The 18,227-nt window shown below is 41.5% G+C and carries 14 protein-coding genes; 7 read left to right on the forward strand and 7 right to left on the reverse strand.

What is annotated here, in order from left to right:
* Position 1 precedes the first annotated feature (1 nt).
* Both O9295_RS02400 and O9295_RS02405 read left to right on the forward strand, forming a co-directional pair.
* Entirely contained in the window at positions 2-1,222 is a 1,221-nt protein-coding gene (locus tag O9295_RS02400; RefSeq protein ID WP_288031393.1) for a hypothetical protein, read from the forward strand.
* Positions 1,219-2,001 (forward strand): hypothetical protein, encoded by a 783-nt coding sequence (locus O9295_RS02405; protein WP_288031395.1) that lies wholly within the window; start codon positions 1,219-1,221, stop codon positions 1,999-2,001. The genes O9295_RS02400 and O9295_RS02405 overlap by 4 nt, the downstream gene beginning before the upstream one ends.
* Positions 2,002-2,428: 427 nt before the next feature.
* On the opposite strand, the gene O9295_RS02410 is transcribed toward O9295_RS02405, so the two are convergent.
* Together O9295_RS02410 and O9295_RS02415 are read right to left on the reverse strand one after the other, a co-directional pair.
* On the reverse strand, positions 2,429-4,432 hold the full coding sequence (locus O9295_RS02410; protein ID WP_288031397.1) for a primary-amine oxidase: 2,004 nt from the start codon (positions 4,430-4,432) through the stop codon (positions 2,429-2,431).
* Positions 4,433-4,765: 333 nt separating this feature from the next.
* Positions 4,766-5,416, reverse strand: a complete 651-nt coding sequence (locus O9295_RS02415) for a nitroreductase family protein (RefSeq protein WP_288031400.1) — start codon at positions 5,414-5,416, stop codon at positions 4,766-4,768.
* A gap of 459 nt (positions 5,417-5,875) precedes the next feature.
* Between O9295_RS02415 and O9295_RS02420 the strand changes: the two genes are divergently transcribed.
* Positions 5,876-7,300, forward strand: coding sequence for a PP2C family protein-serine/threonine phosphatase (locus O9295_RS02420; protein WP_288031402.1), 1,425 nt, complete (start codon positions 5,876-5,878; stop codon positions 7,298-7,300).
* A gap of 28 nt (positions 7,301-7,328) precedes the next feature.
* On the opposite strand, the gene O9295_RS02425 is transcribed toward O9295_RS02420, so the two are convergent.
* The gene (locus O9295_RS02425) at positions 7,329-8,570 is read right to left on the reverse strand and encodes an AmpG family muropeptide MFS transporter (RefSeq protein WP_288031404.1); all 1,242 of its coding nucleotides are present in this window, start codon (positions 8,568-8,570) and stop codon (positions 7,329-7,331) included.
* Positions 8,571-8,876: 306 nt separating this feature from the next.
* On the opposite strand from O9295_RS02425, the gene O9295_RS02430 reads away from it, so the two are divergent.
* Together O9295_RS02430 and O9295_RS02435 are read left to right on the forward strand one after the other, a co-directional pair.
* Positions 8,877-9,497 carry a GNAT family N-acetyltransferase gene (locus O9295_RS02430; protein ID WP_287739495.1) on the forward strand — a complete coding sequence of 207 codons (621 nt, stop codon included), beginning with the start codon at positions 8,877-8,879 and terminating at the stop codon, positions 9,495-9,497.
* A 381-nt stretch (positions 9,498-9,878) separates the two neighbouring features.
* Entirely contained in the window at positions 9,879-11,291 is a 1,413-nt protein-coding gene (locus O9295_RS02435) for an LCP family protein (protein ID WP_288031406.1), read from the forward strand.
* Positions 11,292-11,314: 23 nt separating this feature from the next.
* On the opposite strand, the gene O9295_RS02440 is transcribed toward O9295_RS02435, so the two are convergent.
* Entirely contained in the window at positions 11,315-11,998 is a 684-nt protein-coding gene (locus O9295_RS02440; RefSeq protein ID WP_288031408.1) for a Uma2 family endonuclease, read from the reverse strand.
* A 155-nt stretch (positions 11,999-12,153) separates the two neighbouring features.
* Between O9295_RS02440 and O9295_RS02445 the strand changes: the two genes are divergently transcribed.
* Together O9295_RS02445 and O9295_RS02450 are read left to right on the forward strand one after the other, a co-directional pair.
* Positions 12,154-12,795, forward strand: coding sequence for a Uma2 family endonuclease (locus O9295_RS02445; protein WP_149987381.1), 642 nt, complete (start codon positions 12,154-12,156; stop codon positions 12,793-12,795).
* A 198-nt stretch (positions 12,796-12,993) separates the two neighbouring features.
* Positions 12,994-13,497, forward strand: a complete 504-nt coding sequence (locus O9295_RS02450; protein ID WP_288031411.1) for a hydrogenase maturation protease — start codon at positions 12,994-12,996, stop codon at positions 13,495-13,497.
* Here O9295_RS02450 and O9295_RS02455 read toward each other — a convergent pair.
* The 3 genes from O9295_RS02455 to O9295_RS02465 form a co-directional block, all read right to left on the reverse strand.
* Positions 13,424-15,106: a mechanosensitive ion channel family protein gene (locus O9295_RS02455; RefSeq protein ID WP_288031413.1), complete on the reverse strand. Its 1,683-nt coding sequence runs from the start codon at positions 15,104-15,106 to the stop codon at positions 13,424-13,426. The genes O9295_RS02450 and O9295_RS02455 overlap by 74 nt on opposite strands.
* A 3-nt stretch (positions 15,107-15,109) precedes the next feature.
* Complete coding sequence (locus O9295_RS02460; protein WP_288031416.1) at positions 15,110-16,207, reverse strand: saccharopine dehydrogenase family protein; 1,098 nt, start codon at positions 16,205-16,207, stop codon at positions 15,110-15,112.
* Positions 16,208-16,299: 92 nt separating this feature from the next.
* Positions 16,300-17,742 carry a sensor histidine kinase gene (locus O9295_RS02465; RefSeq protein WP_190719368.1) on the reverse strand — a complete coding sequence of 481 codons (1,443 nt, stop codon included), beginning with the start codon at positions 17,740-17,742 and terminating at the stop codon, positions 16,300-16,302.
* Between the last annotated feature and the right edge of the window lie 485 nt (positions 17,743-18,227).

The raw sequence follows: 18,227 nt of genomic DNA on the forward strand, positions 1-18,227 counted from the left end.
CATGAAAAAGTTGATTGTATTGGTAACTGTAGCACTTATTTCTACTCCTGTCATTGCTCAACATTTACATCTTGATTCACCTCAAACTCAGACTTTACAAGCAATTCCTGACAATATACCAGCTTGGATGTATAACAAGCAACGTAATCATATTTATCCCCAAAGAGGGGTTTATAACAATGCAATTTATAATGTCAGAGATTTAGCTTTAGACTTAAATGCGATCGCTGTTGGTCATGCCTTTGCCTACGAAGATATCGTGACGGGAAAAGCGAAAGATTTAGAAACTAAGACATACCAAAAAATTAATTGGGTTTTAAAAAATCCGCCTAAATTTATGCCCGACGAGGGCAATATTTCCCCAACTTTTGGTAGAAAATACGGTGTTTTAGAACAGGTTTTCGATTGGGCGCATATTTTCCATGCTCAAACCGTTGATGTTTTAGCCAGCAGCAAATTAACCAACAAGGAAAAAGAGGCGGAAATTGAAAAATTATATCAATTTTACTTGACAAAAGTTCCCTATGCGATTACGGGATTACCGATGAATATGGGTTATCTGGATTCCCAGCCTTATTCTCAAGCCTTTCGCCAGAAATATCCGAAAGTTAATGGCTTATTTTGGGGCTACCATTGGTTACAAGGAACAATGTATGACTTGCTTTATGAAAAGACGCTAGAAGAACAAAAACAAGCTTATAAACAGGTAGGAAAACAATACCATAGTCAGGAATTGTATCGCACCGATCGAGCTTTTATGCCCATGTTTGCCGAACTTAGTCCCAAGTTTGCCCGACGTTTTCCCGCAATATCTAACACCTTCGATAACCTGCATATGTTGCACGATATGGTTAATGATATTCTGGCATCAGATTGGCTAACTCCCCAACAAAAAGACGAACAAATTACCCGCGCTATTTGGTTAGTAATGGCTGCTAATCATCAAGGAATGGCAGCGGGAAAAAATTATGGTGGTGAAGGACTACATGATCATCGTTTTGAGTCAGGAATTCCGGGTATGGGATTAATGCCAACAGATATTTCTCACGAAGGTCATAATCACGATAATCATGATAATTCTGAGAAAAAACCTGATGATTCTCAAGTAGATGAGGGAGGAGATCACCAACACCATAACCACGAAAATTACTCTCCAGAAAACCCTCCTAATACGGAGAAAAAACCTGACGACAGCAATGATCAAGAGGAACTGAAAAAATGAGAAGATTTTTATTAATTGCTGTGGGTTTAGTTGCCAGTTTTACTAATCCAGTTTTTGCCAACGATCATAACAATCTTGATTCCGGTCGTCCCCTTTCTTTTGATGATGCTGAAAGTCTTGGTTTTGGGGAACAATCGATAGAATTTGGAGGAAGTCTAGTCTTTCCTGAAAATAGTAATCTTGGGGGTGAGTTTGATATTGAATACCTCAACGGTATTATTCGCAATGGTCATATTATTATCGGCATCGATCCGCAGGTGGGAGGTCGAGTTAATAGTGATGATACGGATTTTGATGTGGGAAATTTATCTGTAGGTTTTTTCTATAATTTCAATCGTGAATACGATAATGTTCCCGCTTTTGCCATTCGTACCGATTTAGGATTACCGACGGGAAATAATGCTAGGGGATTAGATTTTCGTCTGCGGGGAATTGCCAGTAAAACTGTTGGTCAATTCCATCGCTTGCATCTTAATCTCGATTTAAACATAAAAACCGATCCCGATAACGGCGATCAATCTTTTTCCCCGGCAGCAATTCTCGGTTACTCGCGACCGATTGGTTATCCGAAACGCTTCGATCAAACTTTTTTAGCAGAATTGGGCGTAATTACCAGCGATAATAGTCATGGTGGGGTTTTAATTCGCACTGGTATGGGAATTCGTCAGCAAATTAATCGCCAAGGTGTGATCGATTTCGGTATTGAGGGAGATATTGCCACTAATAGCCATGACCAAAGTCAGTTAAAGCTAAAAATTGGTTATTCTTTCGGATTTTAGCCTAGCAAACTGAAGATTAATCTTTACAGCGAGTTTGTTCAAGTAGCTCCTCCCATACTATAGTTAGTCAACTCCTATTTACGTTATGGTAATATTCGCAGATGTGTATAGGAAGAGAGTGCAAACTAAAAAAAAATAAGTAAAGAAAGCGAGAAAATATCCGATATTAGTATTCAAAAAATAGGGAAAGATTTAAGATTTATGCTTGGTCAAATCATTGAAGCTAAAGTCAATATTAATATCTTGAAACAACGATTAGAGGTGTAAGCAATTAAGGAAAAAATACTATTATCAATCCTGAAAAAAATTGCTAATCTTGCAGATAGTTTAGAACTAGCAGTACAAATTGAAAAACAGGCAAAAAACCTCGGTGAAATAGCATTCGCTCAAAGAGGATGCTTTATTGGAGGCATCCTCCCCAGATTGTTTAAGAATTCTCTAGGTTATTTTTCGGGACATTCAAAACAGGATTTTGGTCAAAGAAACCCCAAGACATAATCTTAAAACCGGCTGGATGTACGGTCATAATCGGCCATTCTTCGGGACGAGGAATATGGGTAACACCGTAGGTGTACCAGACGACTAAATCCTCATTATCGAGAGATTCATTATCAGCAGTATATTGCGGTAAACCTCGACCTTTTTTGCCTTGATTGGGGTAATCTCCCGCTGCATAAAGTTCGTTCGCTTTGTAACGAGTTGCCCAAAAATGATGGGTAGCAAATTCACCCCGTTGACGAGAATCCGCTTGCAAATTCGGATAATAAATTGAATTTGCCGATGGCATTAACATATAACTTGTCGGCATTCCTAGGGAGTTTTTCTGATTCTTATTCATTACCATCCAAGCGCGACTTTCAGCTAAATTCACATCACGAATTGCCTCGGATTCTTGCCGAAGATTTCTTTCTGACATAGTGAAGGCATTACCAAAGGGATTCTTTTCTGGTGATAAAGTAGAAACCTTCATTTCAGTAACAGAATTTTTCACCCCATCCACATCGAAATCAAGACGAAAATTTAAGAAGTGCTGATGATTAATTGCTTTCACATTTGCCGCTACTAATGTCCCAAATTGATCGCCATGATTATGAGCATTAGTGAGATCAGGAGTCGCTTTAGCTAACATAATTCCCGTTAAATCGCTGCGCTGTTCTAAAGTACCATCTTCGTGAAAAATCCAGTTAATTCCGTAGTCATAATTACCAATAGCAGCCACGGTACTAACTACTAATTGACGGGCGCGACGACCTTCAAAGGTTTCCGTGTTAAAATCATAATGTCTCCAGAGAATTCCCGCATCTTTTTCGTAAATACCGATGAGATTTTCCCCGATATAGGGTTCCCCATTATCATCAGCAAACAAGGCATTTAACAAGACAGTATTTTCGGGAACATCATTACCTTTATCCAAGGGAGTCGATAGCCAACCAAAACGATATTCTCCCACATCAAAAGCACTCCGAACCGCCCATTCTCGCGAGGTATCGGAGTAGGGAACTAGCATTTCTGACAGTCCAGCACGATACAAAATCATTCTATCTTTACCGTTATCATTGTAGGTAACTAGATAAAGAACTAATCCCTCTCTTGGGTGCATGAGATAACGAAATTTCCAATTTTGCCAGCTAACTTCGTTACCCTTAATTTGAAAAGTTGTCCCTTGCGGTTGTTTAATTCTTAAGGGTTTTAGGGCTTTTTGAAGGGGTGAAAGGGTTTTTTCATCATAATCAAAATTGGCTTTTGAGAAAGGTATAATCCCGGTATCTCGCACTTCAAATACTTGGCGATTATTTAAATCTACCGTCACCGACAAACCTTCAATTGGTGCGCCATAATAATTACTACGATCCTTGCCTTTATAGTAAGTAATTCCGCGAATTAATCGCTTTCCCGATGCTTGTTCTTTCTCGCTCATCATCCCAGTTGCCCAACCGTCAATGATGACGTTTTCAAAGTCAGCAATCCCGCGTTTTTTCATAGCTTCTTGCCAACGAAGATCGGCTTTGGCTAATTGATCGAGAATTTCGTATTCTTCATCTAACAAAGGTGGTTGTCCCGTCGATACTTCTTGCCATGAGATAATTTTACTCGCTTTGATATCGACAATAGCCTCGTAGGTTTTATTCAGTCTTGGTTCCAGAATTACTAAAAAAGCCTGACGAGCAATAGCATCTCCTTTTTTAAAGTTTAAAACAGTTTGCTTATCGGGTTCTTGTAAAGAAATATTAGGAAATCTGGCGAACTCTGTCAGGGATTTGTCTTTTTTTACCACAGTTACCGCCATTTTAATCTCATTTTCTGTGAGGGGATCGAGAGGATGGCTAATCGGTGGGGATTGGGCGAAAGTTTTACCAAAAATTAAGATCACTCCACAGCTGATTACAAATAAAATCGTCAGTGGCCGCCACCATGAGTATTTTTTCAGCATAGAAATCCCTCTATAAGGCTAAAAGATGGTCAATCCTAGACATGATAATCTGGGATGTCATAATTAACCTTATATCTTTTCAAAAAATTAAGATCGATGTCGGCTGTATTAGCGCGGCGTGATGCACATCAAATTGTTAATTTTGCCACAATACAAGGCGTTGCTGAATCAAGCTATGAATGTCAACCGTGCCATCCTATCTAAAAGTTAGTTTGCCAGAAGATTCCTATCTCAAATCAGCAACACCAACTCCTGCAAACCGACACCGACACCCACCCCCAAACCACCGGCCAAAACAGCGCTCAAAACGAGATTAAATCCAGTTAATAGAGTTTAGATTTGATAGGGATTACCCAAGCGATCCACAAAAACATTGTAATCTAAGGGTAAACGCCCCGGATTAAGCCGTGGTTCCGCCGCGTAACCGATGGGAACGACAACAGCGATCGCCAGATCGGGATGATCGGCAGCACCAATCACAGCTTTTACCTTGTCCTCGATCCAACCGTTGAGAAAACAACTAGATAAACCGAGACTTTCGGCAGCCAAAACCAGATGAGTAGCGGCGATCATGGCATCTTTAATCGCGTATTCCCGGGTTTTTTCGCCCAAATCCCTGTGAAATCCCGGGATTGCCTGTTGAAAATATTTTACCGTGCCTTCGTTCCAGGCACCTGTACTGAGAGCCTGTTCATAGATAGGAGTTAGATCTCCTCCTCCTGCGGCAGCATCGGCAGCGAAAACAAAAGTAACCGGCGCTTGGATAATTTGCTTTTGTCCCCAAGCGGCCTCGGCTAAAGCGGCCTTTTGTGCCTCATCTTGTACTAAAATAATTCGCCAATCTTGGATGTTGAAACTACTAGGTGCGGCAACGGTTAATTCTACTAGGGTTTTCAGCAGTTCTGGGGTGATCGGATCGGTGGTAAAAGTTTTAATAGAACGACGTTGATTAATCGCCGTGGGAACATCGAGAGGCAAGGTCATAAAGTCAGTTGATCGAGTTACATATTCCTAATTATTATAGGGTCAAGCTATCAGCCTCAGACTTCGGTGTGACAAAACAGAAATGGGGTGCATCTCACATTTGCAGAAATACCGACAATCAGCAATTATCAGTGACTTAAATGATGACAAATGTATCAGCAGCTGTCTGTAAGCATCCCACCGAAAAACTAATGCGCTCCAGCTTTTGGGGGGTAGAACCCACCAAAAGCTGGGATTGAGTGATAAAATCGCAAGTAATGCCCAATTTTAAAAGAGAGTTTCCCCTGAAAAATCCCAACTTAGTAGATTGACAAAAATGAGATGCACCCACAGAAATAGTAAAACATCAGGGTTAAATTGTGGCGGTCAGGAAAAGATCCACTATACTGTTAGACTTAAACAGGTCATAACCCAATGACCATCTAGCTATAATCATGTCACCGCCACAAAAATCATTTTATGCTTTCTGAGCCGGAACCGAGCGACACCCTCACCACTCCCACCGTCAATATGGGCGATCAAAGTACCGATATCAAGCCAATTTTAGCCTTAAAAGAGTTAGTCGCTAGTTTATATCGCGAACAAAACAAAGTTCAAAATCTCTTAAGTTCCCTCGGTTTTGCCCTGCGGAGTTTCAATAATTTAAACCAATTCCTCGATCTTACCCCCTTGATGGCCGCACGAGTGGCAGACGCGGAGGGAGGGGCGTTGATTTTGAGCAAAAATAACGGTCAAGTGGCGCTCGATCAACTCCATTGCCAAGATAATCAAATTAATGGGGAACTACGCCGACAATTAGAGGCAATTATCCGACAATTAAACCAAGAACCGGCACTTGAGAATAAAAATCATCGATCGCTTCTCGATAGTCTCGACCATAAAATCCGGCAAACTCTCGGACAGGGTACGCAGGTTTATAGTACGCCTGTTTTGGTAAAAAATAGTGAGCGGGGGCGTTTATACGTTTTCAGTCGCGATCCCGATTATGGTTGGACACCCACCCGTCGTAAACTGCTGCAGCTAGTGGCCGATCAAACGGCGGTGGCTATAGCTAATAATGAATTAACGATCGAATTACGTTCTAAGGAACGTCAGGATCGAGAGTTAGAAATCGCTGCCGAAATCCAAAATCGTCTTTTACCCCGGCAATGTCCGAAAATTCAGGGGGTAGAATTGGCAGCCCACTGCAAAACGGCTAATCGCGTTGGTGGCGATTATTATGATTTTATCCCCTGCAATTACGATCAATTTAAACCGGCAAGGGAGGCGGAAATGGAAGCTAGTACCGCTCCTTGGAGTATAGTGATCGGTGATGTCATGGGTAAAGGTGTCCCGGCAGGATTATTGATGACCATGACCCGGGGAATGTTGCGAGCGGAAGTGTTAAATCGTCACTCCCCGGCCCAGATTTTGCGTCATCTCAATCGGGTTATGTATGCCGATCTCGATAATTCTCATCGTTTCGTGACATTATTTTATTCCGAGTATGATCCCCTGACGCGCCGTCTTGGCTACAGTAATGCTGCCCATTACCCCACCCTCTGGTGGCGGGCCAAAACGGGAGAGTTAGAGTCTCTCGACACGGAAGGGACATTAGTTGGTTTAGAGGCCGATTCTATCTATGACGATGCCCAAGTGCAATTAGAAGCGGGAGATACGCTGATCTATTATACCGATGGCTTTACCGATGCAGTTAACTCGAAAGGGGAAAGATTTGATCAGAAAAATTGGCTATCGGCAGTTAAAGAAGCCTGTCAAAAGTACACCGATCCCGAACAGATTCTAGAATATTTATTTGGGAAAGTTGCCGCTTTTACCGGGTTGGGAAATGACAGTAGCGACGATATGACTTTAGTAGTTATGCGAGTGAAATCGGAGGAATAAATCATCACTTCCTAGCTCATAAATTAGCTTAATCCTGCTCTTGCCAAGGAGCGAATAAAGGCAATAACGCTAACCCGGGTAAAGCGGCAATTACCGTGATTAAAAAGAACCACTGCCAACCGATCGCCTCAGCTAAAACTCCGGCGGGAGCCACCAAAATATCGCGACTAAAGGCCATTAAACTCGATAAGAGGGCGAACTGAGTAGCGGTAAAACGAGCATTACAAAGACTCATTAAAAAAGCCACAAAAGCGGCAGTTACTAAGCCACCGCAGAAGTTTTCAATGTTAATAGCCAAGACCATAAAAGGATAATTTTGACCTAAATTTGCTAAAATAAAATAGGCTAAATTACTAACAGCTTGCAACAGACCAAATATCCAGAGCGATCGATTAATTCCCCAACGACTTAACAGGGAACCACCTAATAAAACTCCCACCATAGTTGCTATCATGCCCAGGCCGCCTTGGATCGCCCCGATATCGGTTTGACTGAAACCAGTTTTTAAGAGAAAAGGAGTCACCATATTATTAACTAAAGCATCCCCTAAACGATAGAGAACAATAAAGGCGAGAATGCCCATTCCTTGACCTAATCGATAGCGTTGAAAAAACTCTTGGAAAGGCAACCAAACTGCCTCTAAAAGAGTTTGAGGAGTATCATCTCTAGGGGGAGTAGCTGGGGCGAAAAAAGACCAAATAATCGTTAAAGCCATCAATCCAGCTAGGAAAAGATAGACGAGAGGCCAGGGAAAGTGATCGGCTAAAATTAAAGCGATCGAACCGGTTAAAATTAAAGCCAAACGATAACCTAAAACCCCGATCGCCACCCCAGCCCCCATCTCCCATTTTTCTAAAATATCTGTGCGATAGGCATCGTAGGCAATATCTTGGCTGGCACTAAAAAAAGCAATCAGTAAAGCATTAATTGCCAATAATTCTAAAGATCGTTGCGGTTGTTGAAAAGCCATGCAACCAATCGCTAAAGTTAAACAAATTTGAGCGATTAAAATCCAACCGCGACGACGACCAAGCACGGGGGGAAGATAGCGATCGAGTAAGGGAGACCAAAGAAATTTGAGAGAGTAGGGGAGAGCGACTAAACTAAATAAACCGATCGATTTCAGATCAACTCCTTCGGTGGTCATCCAAGCTTGCAGGGTGCGACCGGTGAGAAAAAAGGGCAATCCAGAAGCGAAACCTAAGAATAACAAAGCCGCCATTTTTTGACTGCGGAACACTTGCAAATAAGCGGAAATTTCTTTGATCATGGAGGGGATAGGAGGACAGATTAGATTAAAGAATATAGTTAATTGACCCAAAAAGAAAGAGATTAGTTCTGACCGGCATCATCCCATCTTAACCATTGCCTGGAGATCAAAAAAAATTCCCGAAAAATAGCGGTCTTTCCCCCAGCTGGGGCTATAGGCAGTAGAATGGATGAGATTTTGATTCAGTAGTCTTGAAAAATTGCGGTCTTCTCCTTAAGATAGATGCTTGATTCTCCCAACTAGCTCCTACCCCTATTTACCTTTCCCAGATAAGGACTGCCATCCCCACCTTCCCTGCCGACTCCTGTGATTAAAGTGGACTCCTGTTTTATCTCATACCTATTGTCTAATCCCTCCGACTCGGAAGCGACCGGTGACAATGCCGCCATTGCCGTCGAGGTGCGTTTGGCCCAAAGCCAAGATCTCAAAAGCTTGGCGGAAATTCTCACCGATAGTTTTTTCCCCACGGCCAATTATTGGTCTTTTCTGCGTCCTATCTTTAAATTAGGCATTTACGAGGACTTACGGGGACGATTGCGCGCCGATACCCCTTACTATCACTGTCTGGTAGTCAGTCACACCAGCGTCACCGCCACGGGTCCTCAGGAAATTATTGTTGCTACGGCGGAAATCGGCTTAAAATCCAGTTCTTTTTTAGCTGTTCCCATTCCTTATATCTCTAATTTAGCCGTTAGTCCCGATCGCCGGCGTGCCGGTCTGGCCCGGAGATTGCTGCTCAAGTGTGAACAGATCGCTAGAGAATGGGGTTTTGAGGAACTTTCCCTCCATGTTCTTGATAATAATCTAGCGGCCCAGTCACTGTACTTAAGTAGCGGTTATCGTCTGCAAAAAACCGACGGTTGGTTGATCAATTGGTTATTTAATCGACCACAAAAGTTATTTCTGCACAAAAAAATCAGCCAATGAGGAGATAGGAGACTCCCAGACTCCGAGACAGGTTTTAGGTTTTAGGTGTTGGGGGTTGGGGTTTTGGGGTTTTGGGGTTTTGGGGTTTTAGTTCAATTTCCCCACTTCCCCACTTCCCCACTTCCCACTTCCCACTTCCCACTCCCCCACTTCCCCACTTCCCCACTTCCCCACTTCCCACTCCCACGAAACAAACCCTAGATATTTCGACAAAATTGCCATGCAGAAGAACTATAAGGAAAAATTCTGCTATATTATCTGCTAACTCTCTAGAAAACCCGATTAGTTTAATAATCTTTTCCGGGTATCTGAGAAAAAAAATAGTTCATCCCTTTAAAATATGGTTTTAGGGAGATAATTAGTGACTGTGTGAGGCAATTTGTGGTTAATAAGACGAAATCAAGGCTTAAAAGCGGAAAATCAAGCAAATTAGCAGCTAAACCTGTGAAAAAGCGGCGATTGTCCGGTAAATGGTTCCTGACAGCCCTAGGCTTAACTGGCTGCGCCCTAGTTTCCGCTACGGCGGGGGCTATGTTGGCTGTGTCTCTCTCCTCCACACCTTTGCGACAAGCTGCTCTTAGTCCCCAAGAAGCCGCCGCTTTTAACAATCAGCAGGCGATATCCTATCAAAATCTGCAACTTCCCGCCCTCAACCGCCCCGTTAATATTCTGGTAGTTGGCGCGAAAGTGTTGACATCCGATGTCAAGGAGGCACAAACCCCAGATCTGGGTTATCATGCCCCGGTTAATTCCTTGGATGGTTTAACCGATACCATGCTGTTACTGCGTTTTGACCCCCAAAGACAGAAGTTAACCATGCTTTCCATCCCCCGGGATACCCGCACCGATATCGAGGGTTACGGGGAGAAAAAAATCAATGAAGCTAACGCCCTCGGTGGACCTGCTTTAACGGCGGAAACGGTTAGTCATCTTTTGGACGGAGTGGCTATTGATCGCTATATTCGCATTAATGTGCAGGGTGTGGAAAAATTAATTGATGCTTTGGGGGGGGTGACGGTATATGTTCCCAAAGACATGAAGTACAAAGATTTTAGTCAACACCTCTACATTGACCTGAAAAAAGGGGAACAACACCTCAACGGCGAGAAATTCCTCCAGTTTGCCCGTTTTCGTTACGATGCTAACGGCGATATCGGTCGTATCCAACGACAACAGCAATTAATGCGGTCTTTAGTAGAACAAACCCTAAAACCAGCAACTTTATTGAAAATTCCCGATATTATCGAGGTTATCCGCACTCATATCGATACTAATCTCAGTTTAGAGGAGTTACTCGCTCTAGCCGGCTTTGCCTCCAAAACTCAGCGCGCTGATGTGCAAATGCTACTGCTACCCGGAGACTTTAATGGTGATGGTCGGCAAGGGATCAGTTATTGGTTGCCCAATCAAAGTAAAATTCAAGAGCTAGTGGCTCAACATTTTAACCACGGCTCTTTTATGGCTGACCTTGAGGAAACCACGCAACCGACTCGCATAGCTGTGGAAGATAGCATCGATAATCCAGAAGCGGTGCAAGCTCTAGTCAGATATCTGCGCTCGTTTGGTTATGAAAATGTTTTTGTCTCTAAGTCTTCATCGCCAATTCTAGAAACTACCAAAATTATTGCTCAAAAAGGGGATAATTCCCTGGCTGCTGCCCTGCATAATAGCCTTGGTGTCGGGGAAGTTTTGGTGGAAAGTACGGGGAATCTCGCTTCTGATGTGACGATTAAAATCGGTCAAGATTGGCAAGAAAAATCAGCTAATCTTTCTGAGCCATCCCTAGGCAACTAAGAAAAAAATCAAGTTTATCCGGGTTATTTATTAGCCAAAGTTTGACAAAAAATTTGGTGTTCTTGACTAGCTATTCCTTGCTGTAACACTGCCAAAACTTCGGCTAAATTACCCGATAATAAAGCATTTTTATCCAGCCATAATCCAGGAAAGACTTGGGAGCAAAATATCTTATCTTGATTTGATTCTAGGGGCAAATATTCCCCATCAGTTAAGCGAAACCAATCCAATTCTTGGTCATCTACTCGCCAGATAATATACTCTTGCACTCCATGATGACGATAAACTTTGAGTTTTTCGTGTAAATCGTAGGAAGCAGTAGAAGCGGCAATTTCCACGATTAATTCCGGCGCACCTTCCAGATAACCATCTTCACTAATGCTTGATTGTCCACCGGTTTCTATTCTTAATAAAGCATCCGGTTGTGGTTCATTATCCCCATCCAGTCGCACAGTAGTATTATCTGCTAATTCTACCCCCGGTGTAACGTACCAATAGTATCCTAACCAAGTGATAATACGAGCGTGAGGATTGCCATGATTTTTGATGCGGACGGGGGATGCCATATAAACAACTCCTGCGATTAATTCAGCTTTTTTTAGCTGTGTCATTGCTTGATAACGGCGCTCGAATTCGGGAAGGGTTAATCTATCGCCATTTTCGAGAGGGGGAATAATATGGGGGGAAACTGTGTTAGTCGATAGCATAATTTTTGGCTCATCAAGAAACTACTATCAAGGCTTAAGTTTTCTTACCAGACTCAGTTAATTTATCGATTAGGTTAAGCTGTGCATCGAGAGTATCGAAGATATCCTATACTTATTTTACAGCGTTTCTGATCATTTACCTGGAACCTTGCGCCATGTTTGCCTTAGTTTCACTAGATAAAATCGAGCTACCGGCGGGGTCCTTAGTGAGATTACCTGCCACTTGGCTAGATTATCAAACTTTGTCTCGGCAAAGGGGCGACAATTCTCAGCCTAAAATCAAATATCACAATGGAGAAGTCTTGCTTATGTCTCCACTTCCTAAGCATGGACGTGATGCCCATTTAATTGCTAATATTATCATCACCTTATTGGATTATCTGGGGCGTGAGTACGAGGCTTTTACTCCCGTAACCATGGAATTACCAGAAACAAGTGGTATTGAACCAGATTATAGTTTTTATATTGACCATTGGCCGGCTATAGCAGGGAAAGCCAGAATTGACTGGGTAAATGATCCTCCTCCCGATTTAGTATTAGAAATTGATGTCACCAGTTACTCGAATGTGGATGATTATCTGCCTTATCAAGTGCCTGAAATTTGGTTGTATCGTCAGAAAAATCTCTATATTTATTGGCTAGAGAATCAAGAGTATATCCCTCGCCATCAAAGTCAATATTTTCCTAACTTTAACCTACAAAATTTAGTTTCTTTCTGTGGAGAAATTGCCGACAATCGCAATAGTAGTATGGCAATTCGTCAACTAAAACAACATCTCGAAGATTTTTATAAGTAGGGAGGCACAATTATTTGTAGGATGGGTTAGCGGTAGCGTAACATGAGCGAGCGTTGGGTTTCACGCTTCAACCCAACCTACGTTCATCTTATATTTAATTCCACCCACCTACTTAGTATTTAAACTAATTTTTCCCGCTGACAGCGTCTTTGATGGCAACGAAGTAAATCCTCCCACTCCTGTTTCCTCTATTTAACCATGAATAATTTTAAAATACTGCTCATCGGTTACGGTAATACTTTAAGAAATGATGACGGAGTGGGAGTGAGAATAGCCGAAATTATTGCCGAGGAGAATTTGCCTAATGTGCAAGTCATCGCTACCCATCAATTGACTCCGGAATTAGCAGCCGATATAGCTGATGCTTCTCTAGTTATTTTTGTTGATGCGGTATTATCTAATCAAACTGATATCCGCATAGAAAAATTAGCAGCAGTTACCGAATGGAATAATTTAGGTCATGCAGAAAGTCCCGCTTCTTTATTAGCATTAACTCAAGCAATTTATCAACAAAATCCCAGGGCCTTGGGAATATTTATTCCTGCTATTAATTGTGAATTTGGTGAAGAATTATCAACAATAACTCAAAAGGGCTTGACAAACGCAATCAAAGCTATTAGGAAAATTATTACTTCTGAGGATTTGACTGAATACCAAAAGCAGGACTTTGATAATCTTCCGGCAGATAATTTTCAGGAATAGTGCTGTGATTGCCATCCCGGAGAGCCTTGTAGTGAGGAGACATAATTTCGATACCGACTTCGTTACATTTATCCTGAATATTTTGATGTAATTCAGAATAAATATACACCATTTTGCTAGGATGATCGGTGTAGGCATTTAGCTGATAGCTGACATAAAAATCATCGAGACTGGTTTGCAAGACAAAAGGAGCAGGTTCTGAGACAATAAATTTAGTTGCTAGGGCTGCTTCTTTCAGGGTTGCGTGAACCTTACGCCAAGGTAAATCATAACCGAGAGTGACTGTGGTTTGCAAAATTAAAGGCTGTTTGAATTCCCTTTGAGAGACACTAAAGTTAATCACATTGGTGTTTAACAGCGATGAATTAGGAATCGTGATAATTCTATTAGCTGGTGTGCGAATACGGGTGACTAATAATCCTTTTTCAATCACATCTCCAATAACATCACCAATAGAAATTTTATCTCCTAGTTGAAAAGAGCGGGTATAGATGAGGATAATTCCTCCCACCACGTTAGCGATAGCAGAGGTGGAACCCAAGGAAAATAGCACCCCTAAAAATACCGACACCCCCTGAAAAGCAGGAGAATTAAATCCGGGTAGATAGGGAAAAGCGATGACTATAGCTAAGGCAATTATCAGCAGTGACAGTAAATTATAGGTTGGTTTTGCCCAATCGGGATAGAAACCATTAATTACTAAATTTTCTCTTTCCAATCCAGTGAAAAATGGTTTAATTGCTCTCAACTGATAGTGAGTTATAAAAACAATTATCAGTATAATAAAAATATTGGGTAAATATTTTGCTATCTCTTGGGAAATAACTTCCAAAGCACTAAAAAAGTATTGCAGAAAACCATCACCAAATTTTCTAGTCCAGGGAAAAAGACGAAGGACAAAAGTTAAATAAAAATAGAGAATAGTTAAAATAATCAGAGTGCGGATAAATTGCAAAACTCTTAGGGAAAAAATTCCTATTGTCTGGGAACTAATAATCTCAAAATTTTGGAATACGACCCCAGGAACTAGGGAGGTGATTAATCTCTGAATCTGGGGAAAAACCCGCGAAGATATAAAAATTATTACCCAGAAAATTAAGACCGTGGCCAAGGTAGCACTTACCGTCAAAGTTGCATCTTTGAAGAGGTTATCCGGTTGACGTTCTTGACGATAACGGATAATGGCCGCTTTAATCTTTGCTAAAGCTCGTTCGGCCAATACTTCTTGATTTACTGAGTGTAATTTGGCATCTTTAGAAGTAATAGTAGCAATAACCGTATCTCCCAAAATAATCGAAGGGTTTTTGTCTTCAGGATCGATTTTTATGCTTAAATCTTCAGGAGAAAGAACATCGTCATCGGCAATTTTTTCAATTCTGGCTGTAATCGATTTCGCTCTTTCTTGCGCTGAAAAAGAACCTATTCCTTGCCGAATAGTAAAAAGTTCTTGATTATCAAGCATGACGGGAAAAACTTCTCCCAAAGTTTCCAGGGGTGTTTCCTGTCCTTGTTTAGCAGGATTATTCTGGGCCGCTATCATGAGGATGGGGGATAAAGTCAGTAACAAAACTAAACAAAACAGCCCTAAGTAACGCCAGATTTTTTTCATCTTCTAAGCCACAATTGCACAGGAGCGATCGAGTTTAATACCTCTTTTTTTCATCGTAGCATGGAATAGTTCTGTGGATAACACCTGTTCCACCGGATAAATCCCGGCTTTTTGGAGTTTTGCCGCTAAGATTAATTCTGCCACGCTGCCAGTTCCCCAGCCGGCTGCTTGGGCAGTGTTCTCGTGAAGCATAGTTGCTTGATAAACTGCTTTTTGCTGCCCTTGCCATCCGGCCACTTTGGCTAACATTGCTACCCCAATTCCCGAAAATTTATCGGTTACTTCTGTCATGCGATAACTAACTTGGGAAAAAAACTCAATTCCCCGAGAACTTTCTACCCAAGCATCGGGAAAAATATGGGCAGTAATCCAAGTTAAATGATTATAAAAATCGGGAATAGAACCAAATTTTGTGATCACATTTTGCACTTGAAAAGATTCAGCAAAAGTATAGGTTTCTGGCATATCAAACCAATAAACACCAGTTTTACCCAAAGGAGCGGGAAAGTCAATTACTTCTCTAGCAGTATAGGGTTCAATCTCTTGCCATTGTCCCTCAATCCAAGCTAAAAAAGGCTTTTTTAAGCCGAGAAAAGTAGTCCGCATCACAGTTAATCCCGCACCTCCGGAACCGGCTACGGCATAATTTAAACGGATCGTTTCTACCCTATCTAACTGTTCGACTCCCTCTCGCACTATACTATTAGAAATACCCGGGAAAATTCCCGTATTAACCACGGCAGTTATTCCCGCTTTTATCGCTAATTCTCGATAGGGGATTAACTTTTGATAAAAAGAACGATGATCACTAACATCAATATAATTGACTTTTTCTTCGATGCAAATTTTTACTACCCTGCCATCGCGATAATGAAAGGGACCGGCACAATGAACGACTAAATCACTATTTTTAATTGCCTGTCTAAGCTTGTCTATTTGTTCTAAATCCAAAGCCAAAAACTGCATTCTTGGCAGTAATTTAATGGCTTTTTCCTTGCGTCCTGTGATAATAACTTTAGCTGCAGTATGATTAATAATATCTAGGGCTACACTTTGACCAATGCGACCAGTGCCACCTAAAATTAAAACAGTTTTTTCCATGGCAACTATCAATAATGTTTGTTGCCCTAGTATAGCATCCTCTTGGCAATTTTGCCTATTTTTCAAGATGAAAAATTCAGAATAATCCCAACTTATTTAATGCGTCCGAGGGGCAAGAAAATGGTTAAAATCTCACCTTCTTCGGGTTTTTCACGCACAATCAATTTACCTCCCAAGGCTTGAAAAAGGTTTTTAGTCACCTTCATATTCAGGCTTAAACTACCCGTTTCTGGTTGAAACATTAAGACTTTTCCTAAAGCTTTGAGAGTAAGATTAGGCGATTTTACCTGAGTTTGGAACTGCATTTTTAATTGATTTCCTGCCGTTGATATATGTACTTGCAACAGGCCACCACTAGCCATACTGCGAGTACATTTTTCCACGACTCCATTTAACATTTGATCCAATAAATTCGGGTCACTAATTACCGAAGGCAATTTTTTCGGTACATTAACTTCTAAAATGACATTGCGCCGTTTAGCTTGTTTTTGCCACCGGGGAATACTATCTTGAAAGACTTTTTCTAGAGCAATTGGAATTAATTGAATCGGTTTATCCCCCAGAGGATTAATACCCAATTCTGCGGCTCGGAAAATTAATTCCATGCGCTGAATTTGTTCACTACATTCTAAATCGATTGTTTCTAGATATTTCTGCACATCTTCCGTTACTTTTGCCCGTTTTAATAATAATCGGGTAATGGTGCGAATGGTGGTTAAAGGGGTGCGAATTTCGTGGGTTAAAGCTCGCAATAACTCCAAATCACAACCCGATTCTAAATTAGAATTATCTTCCTTTGGCGGAGTGATTTCGGCATTGATAGGCGATTTCGTTTTTTTCAGGTCTAAATTAGGCTGGTTGGGTAAATTTTGCAGTAATTGGCGACTAAATTGGCTAACTAGACGGTAATCCGGCGAGGGACTGCCATTAGCCTCGATAATTGCCTCTAAAGTCCCGATTTGCGGATAACGCAGATTAACTAATCGTTGCCGCAACTGCTGCCAGGCTTGCTGAGTGAGGACGGGATCAAAGGAAAATTGAAAAGAGGACAAACCCCACTGATCCTCGCCTAAAACCAGCAAAAGAGCGAAACTTTCGCTAAAAACCAGACAAAACCTTTCATTAGCAATCGGATCCGTTGGCAAGAGAGGCAATTCATGAATCTCCGTCGGGGAAACATCGGCGGCGGATTTTTCCTGAGAAGGCAATTGCAAACCCGGCCATTGTAAATGTTTTAAAGCTTTAACGGTAAAAACACCAAATTCAAAACCCGTTAAAGCCTTGCTTTCTCTGACTAAAGCCGTCGGACCGGAGAGAATTAAACCCCGACCGGCGGCAGCATTATTTTGGTTTTGTAATAAGATATTTTCTAAAGCGGCGATCGCTGCGAACCATTCACTTTCCGCTTTCAGTTGCGCTCGCTTGAGCCATTCCGATAAATTAGGATAAAAAGCATTGGGGGTGAAAGTTTCCCGGTCCTGATGGTCAGTCGGCGGGAAAATATCGCTTAATTTCGGTAAAGACCCCTTTAACATCGTCTTCATCACTGACTAGATACAAATTCCTTACCTAGAATATTACCCCCGTTAATGCTCATCCCATAACGGTAAAACCGAACTCTATTGGCAGTGATATCCGCGTTTTTATAGCAGTTATCTTAATGGTGAGGTACGAATTTTTGGTTTTGGGGAGTCGGTCGTCGATACCAAATTAGGTTACACTAAATCCGTTGAGCATAGGCTACATATCAGGACAGGCACTCATGCACTCTTGCAATAGGCAAAAGGAGGAATAAATAATCATTCTTTAATAACCGGATTTAGTATTACACTTCATCTTTAGTTGATCACCTATGCCGGTTGTGGGGTTCGTGGCTCAATTCAACCTCGATAAGTCTGATATTTAATTACACCTCCCCACTTATGTATTTTTTTGTTACATTTAAGTATTTTTTGCTTATCTATAGTTATTATTGAATGAGTTAAAGTGTTCCCCAATTATTTCCCTAACTAACCGATCT

The sequence above is a fragment of the Microcystis sp. LE18-22.4A genome (assembly GCF_027531105.1).
GTDB classification, from domain to species: Bacteria; Cyanobacteriota; Cyanobacteriia; order Cyanobacteriales; family Microcystaceae; genus Microcystis; species Microcystis aeruginosa.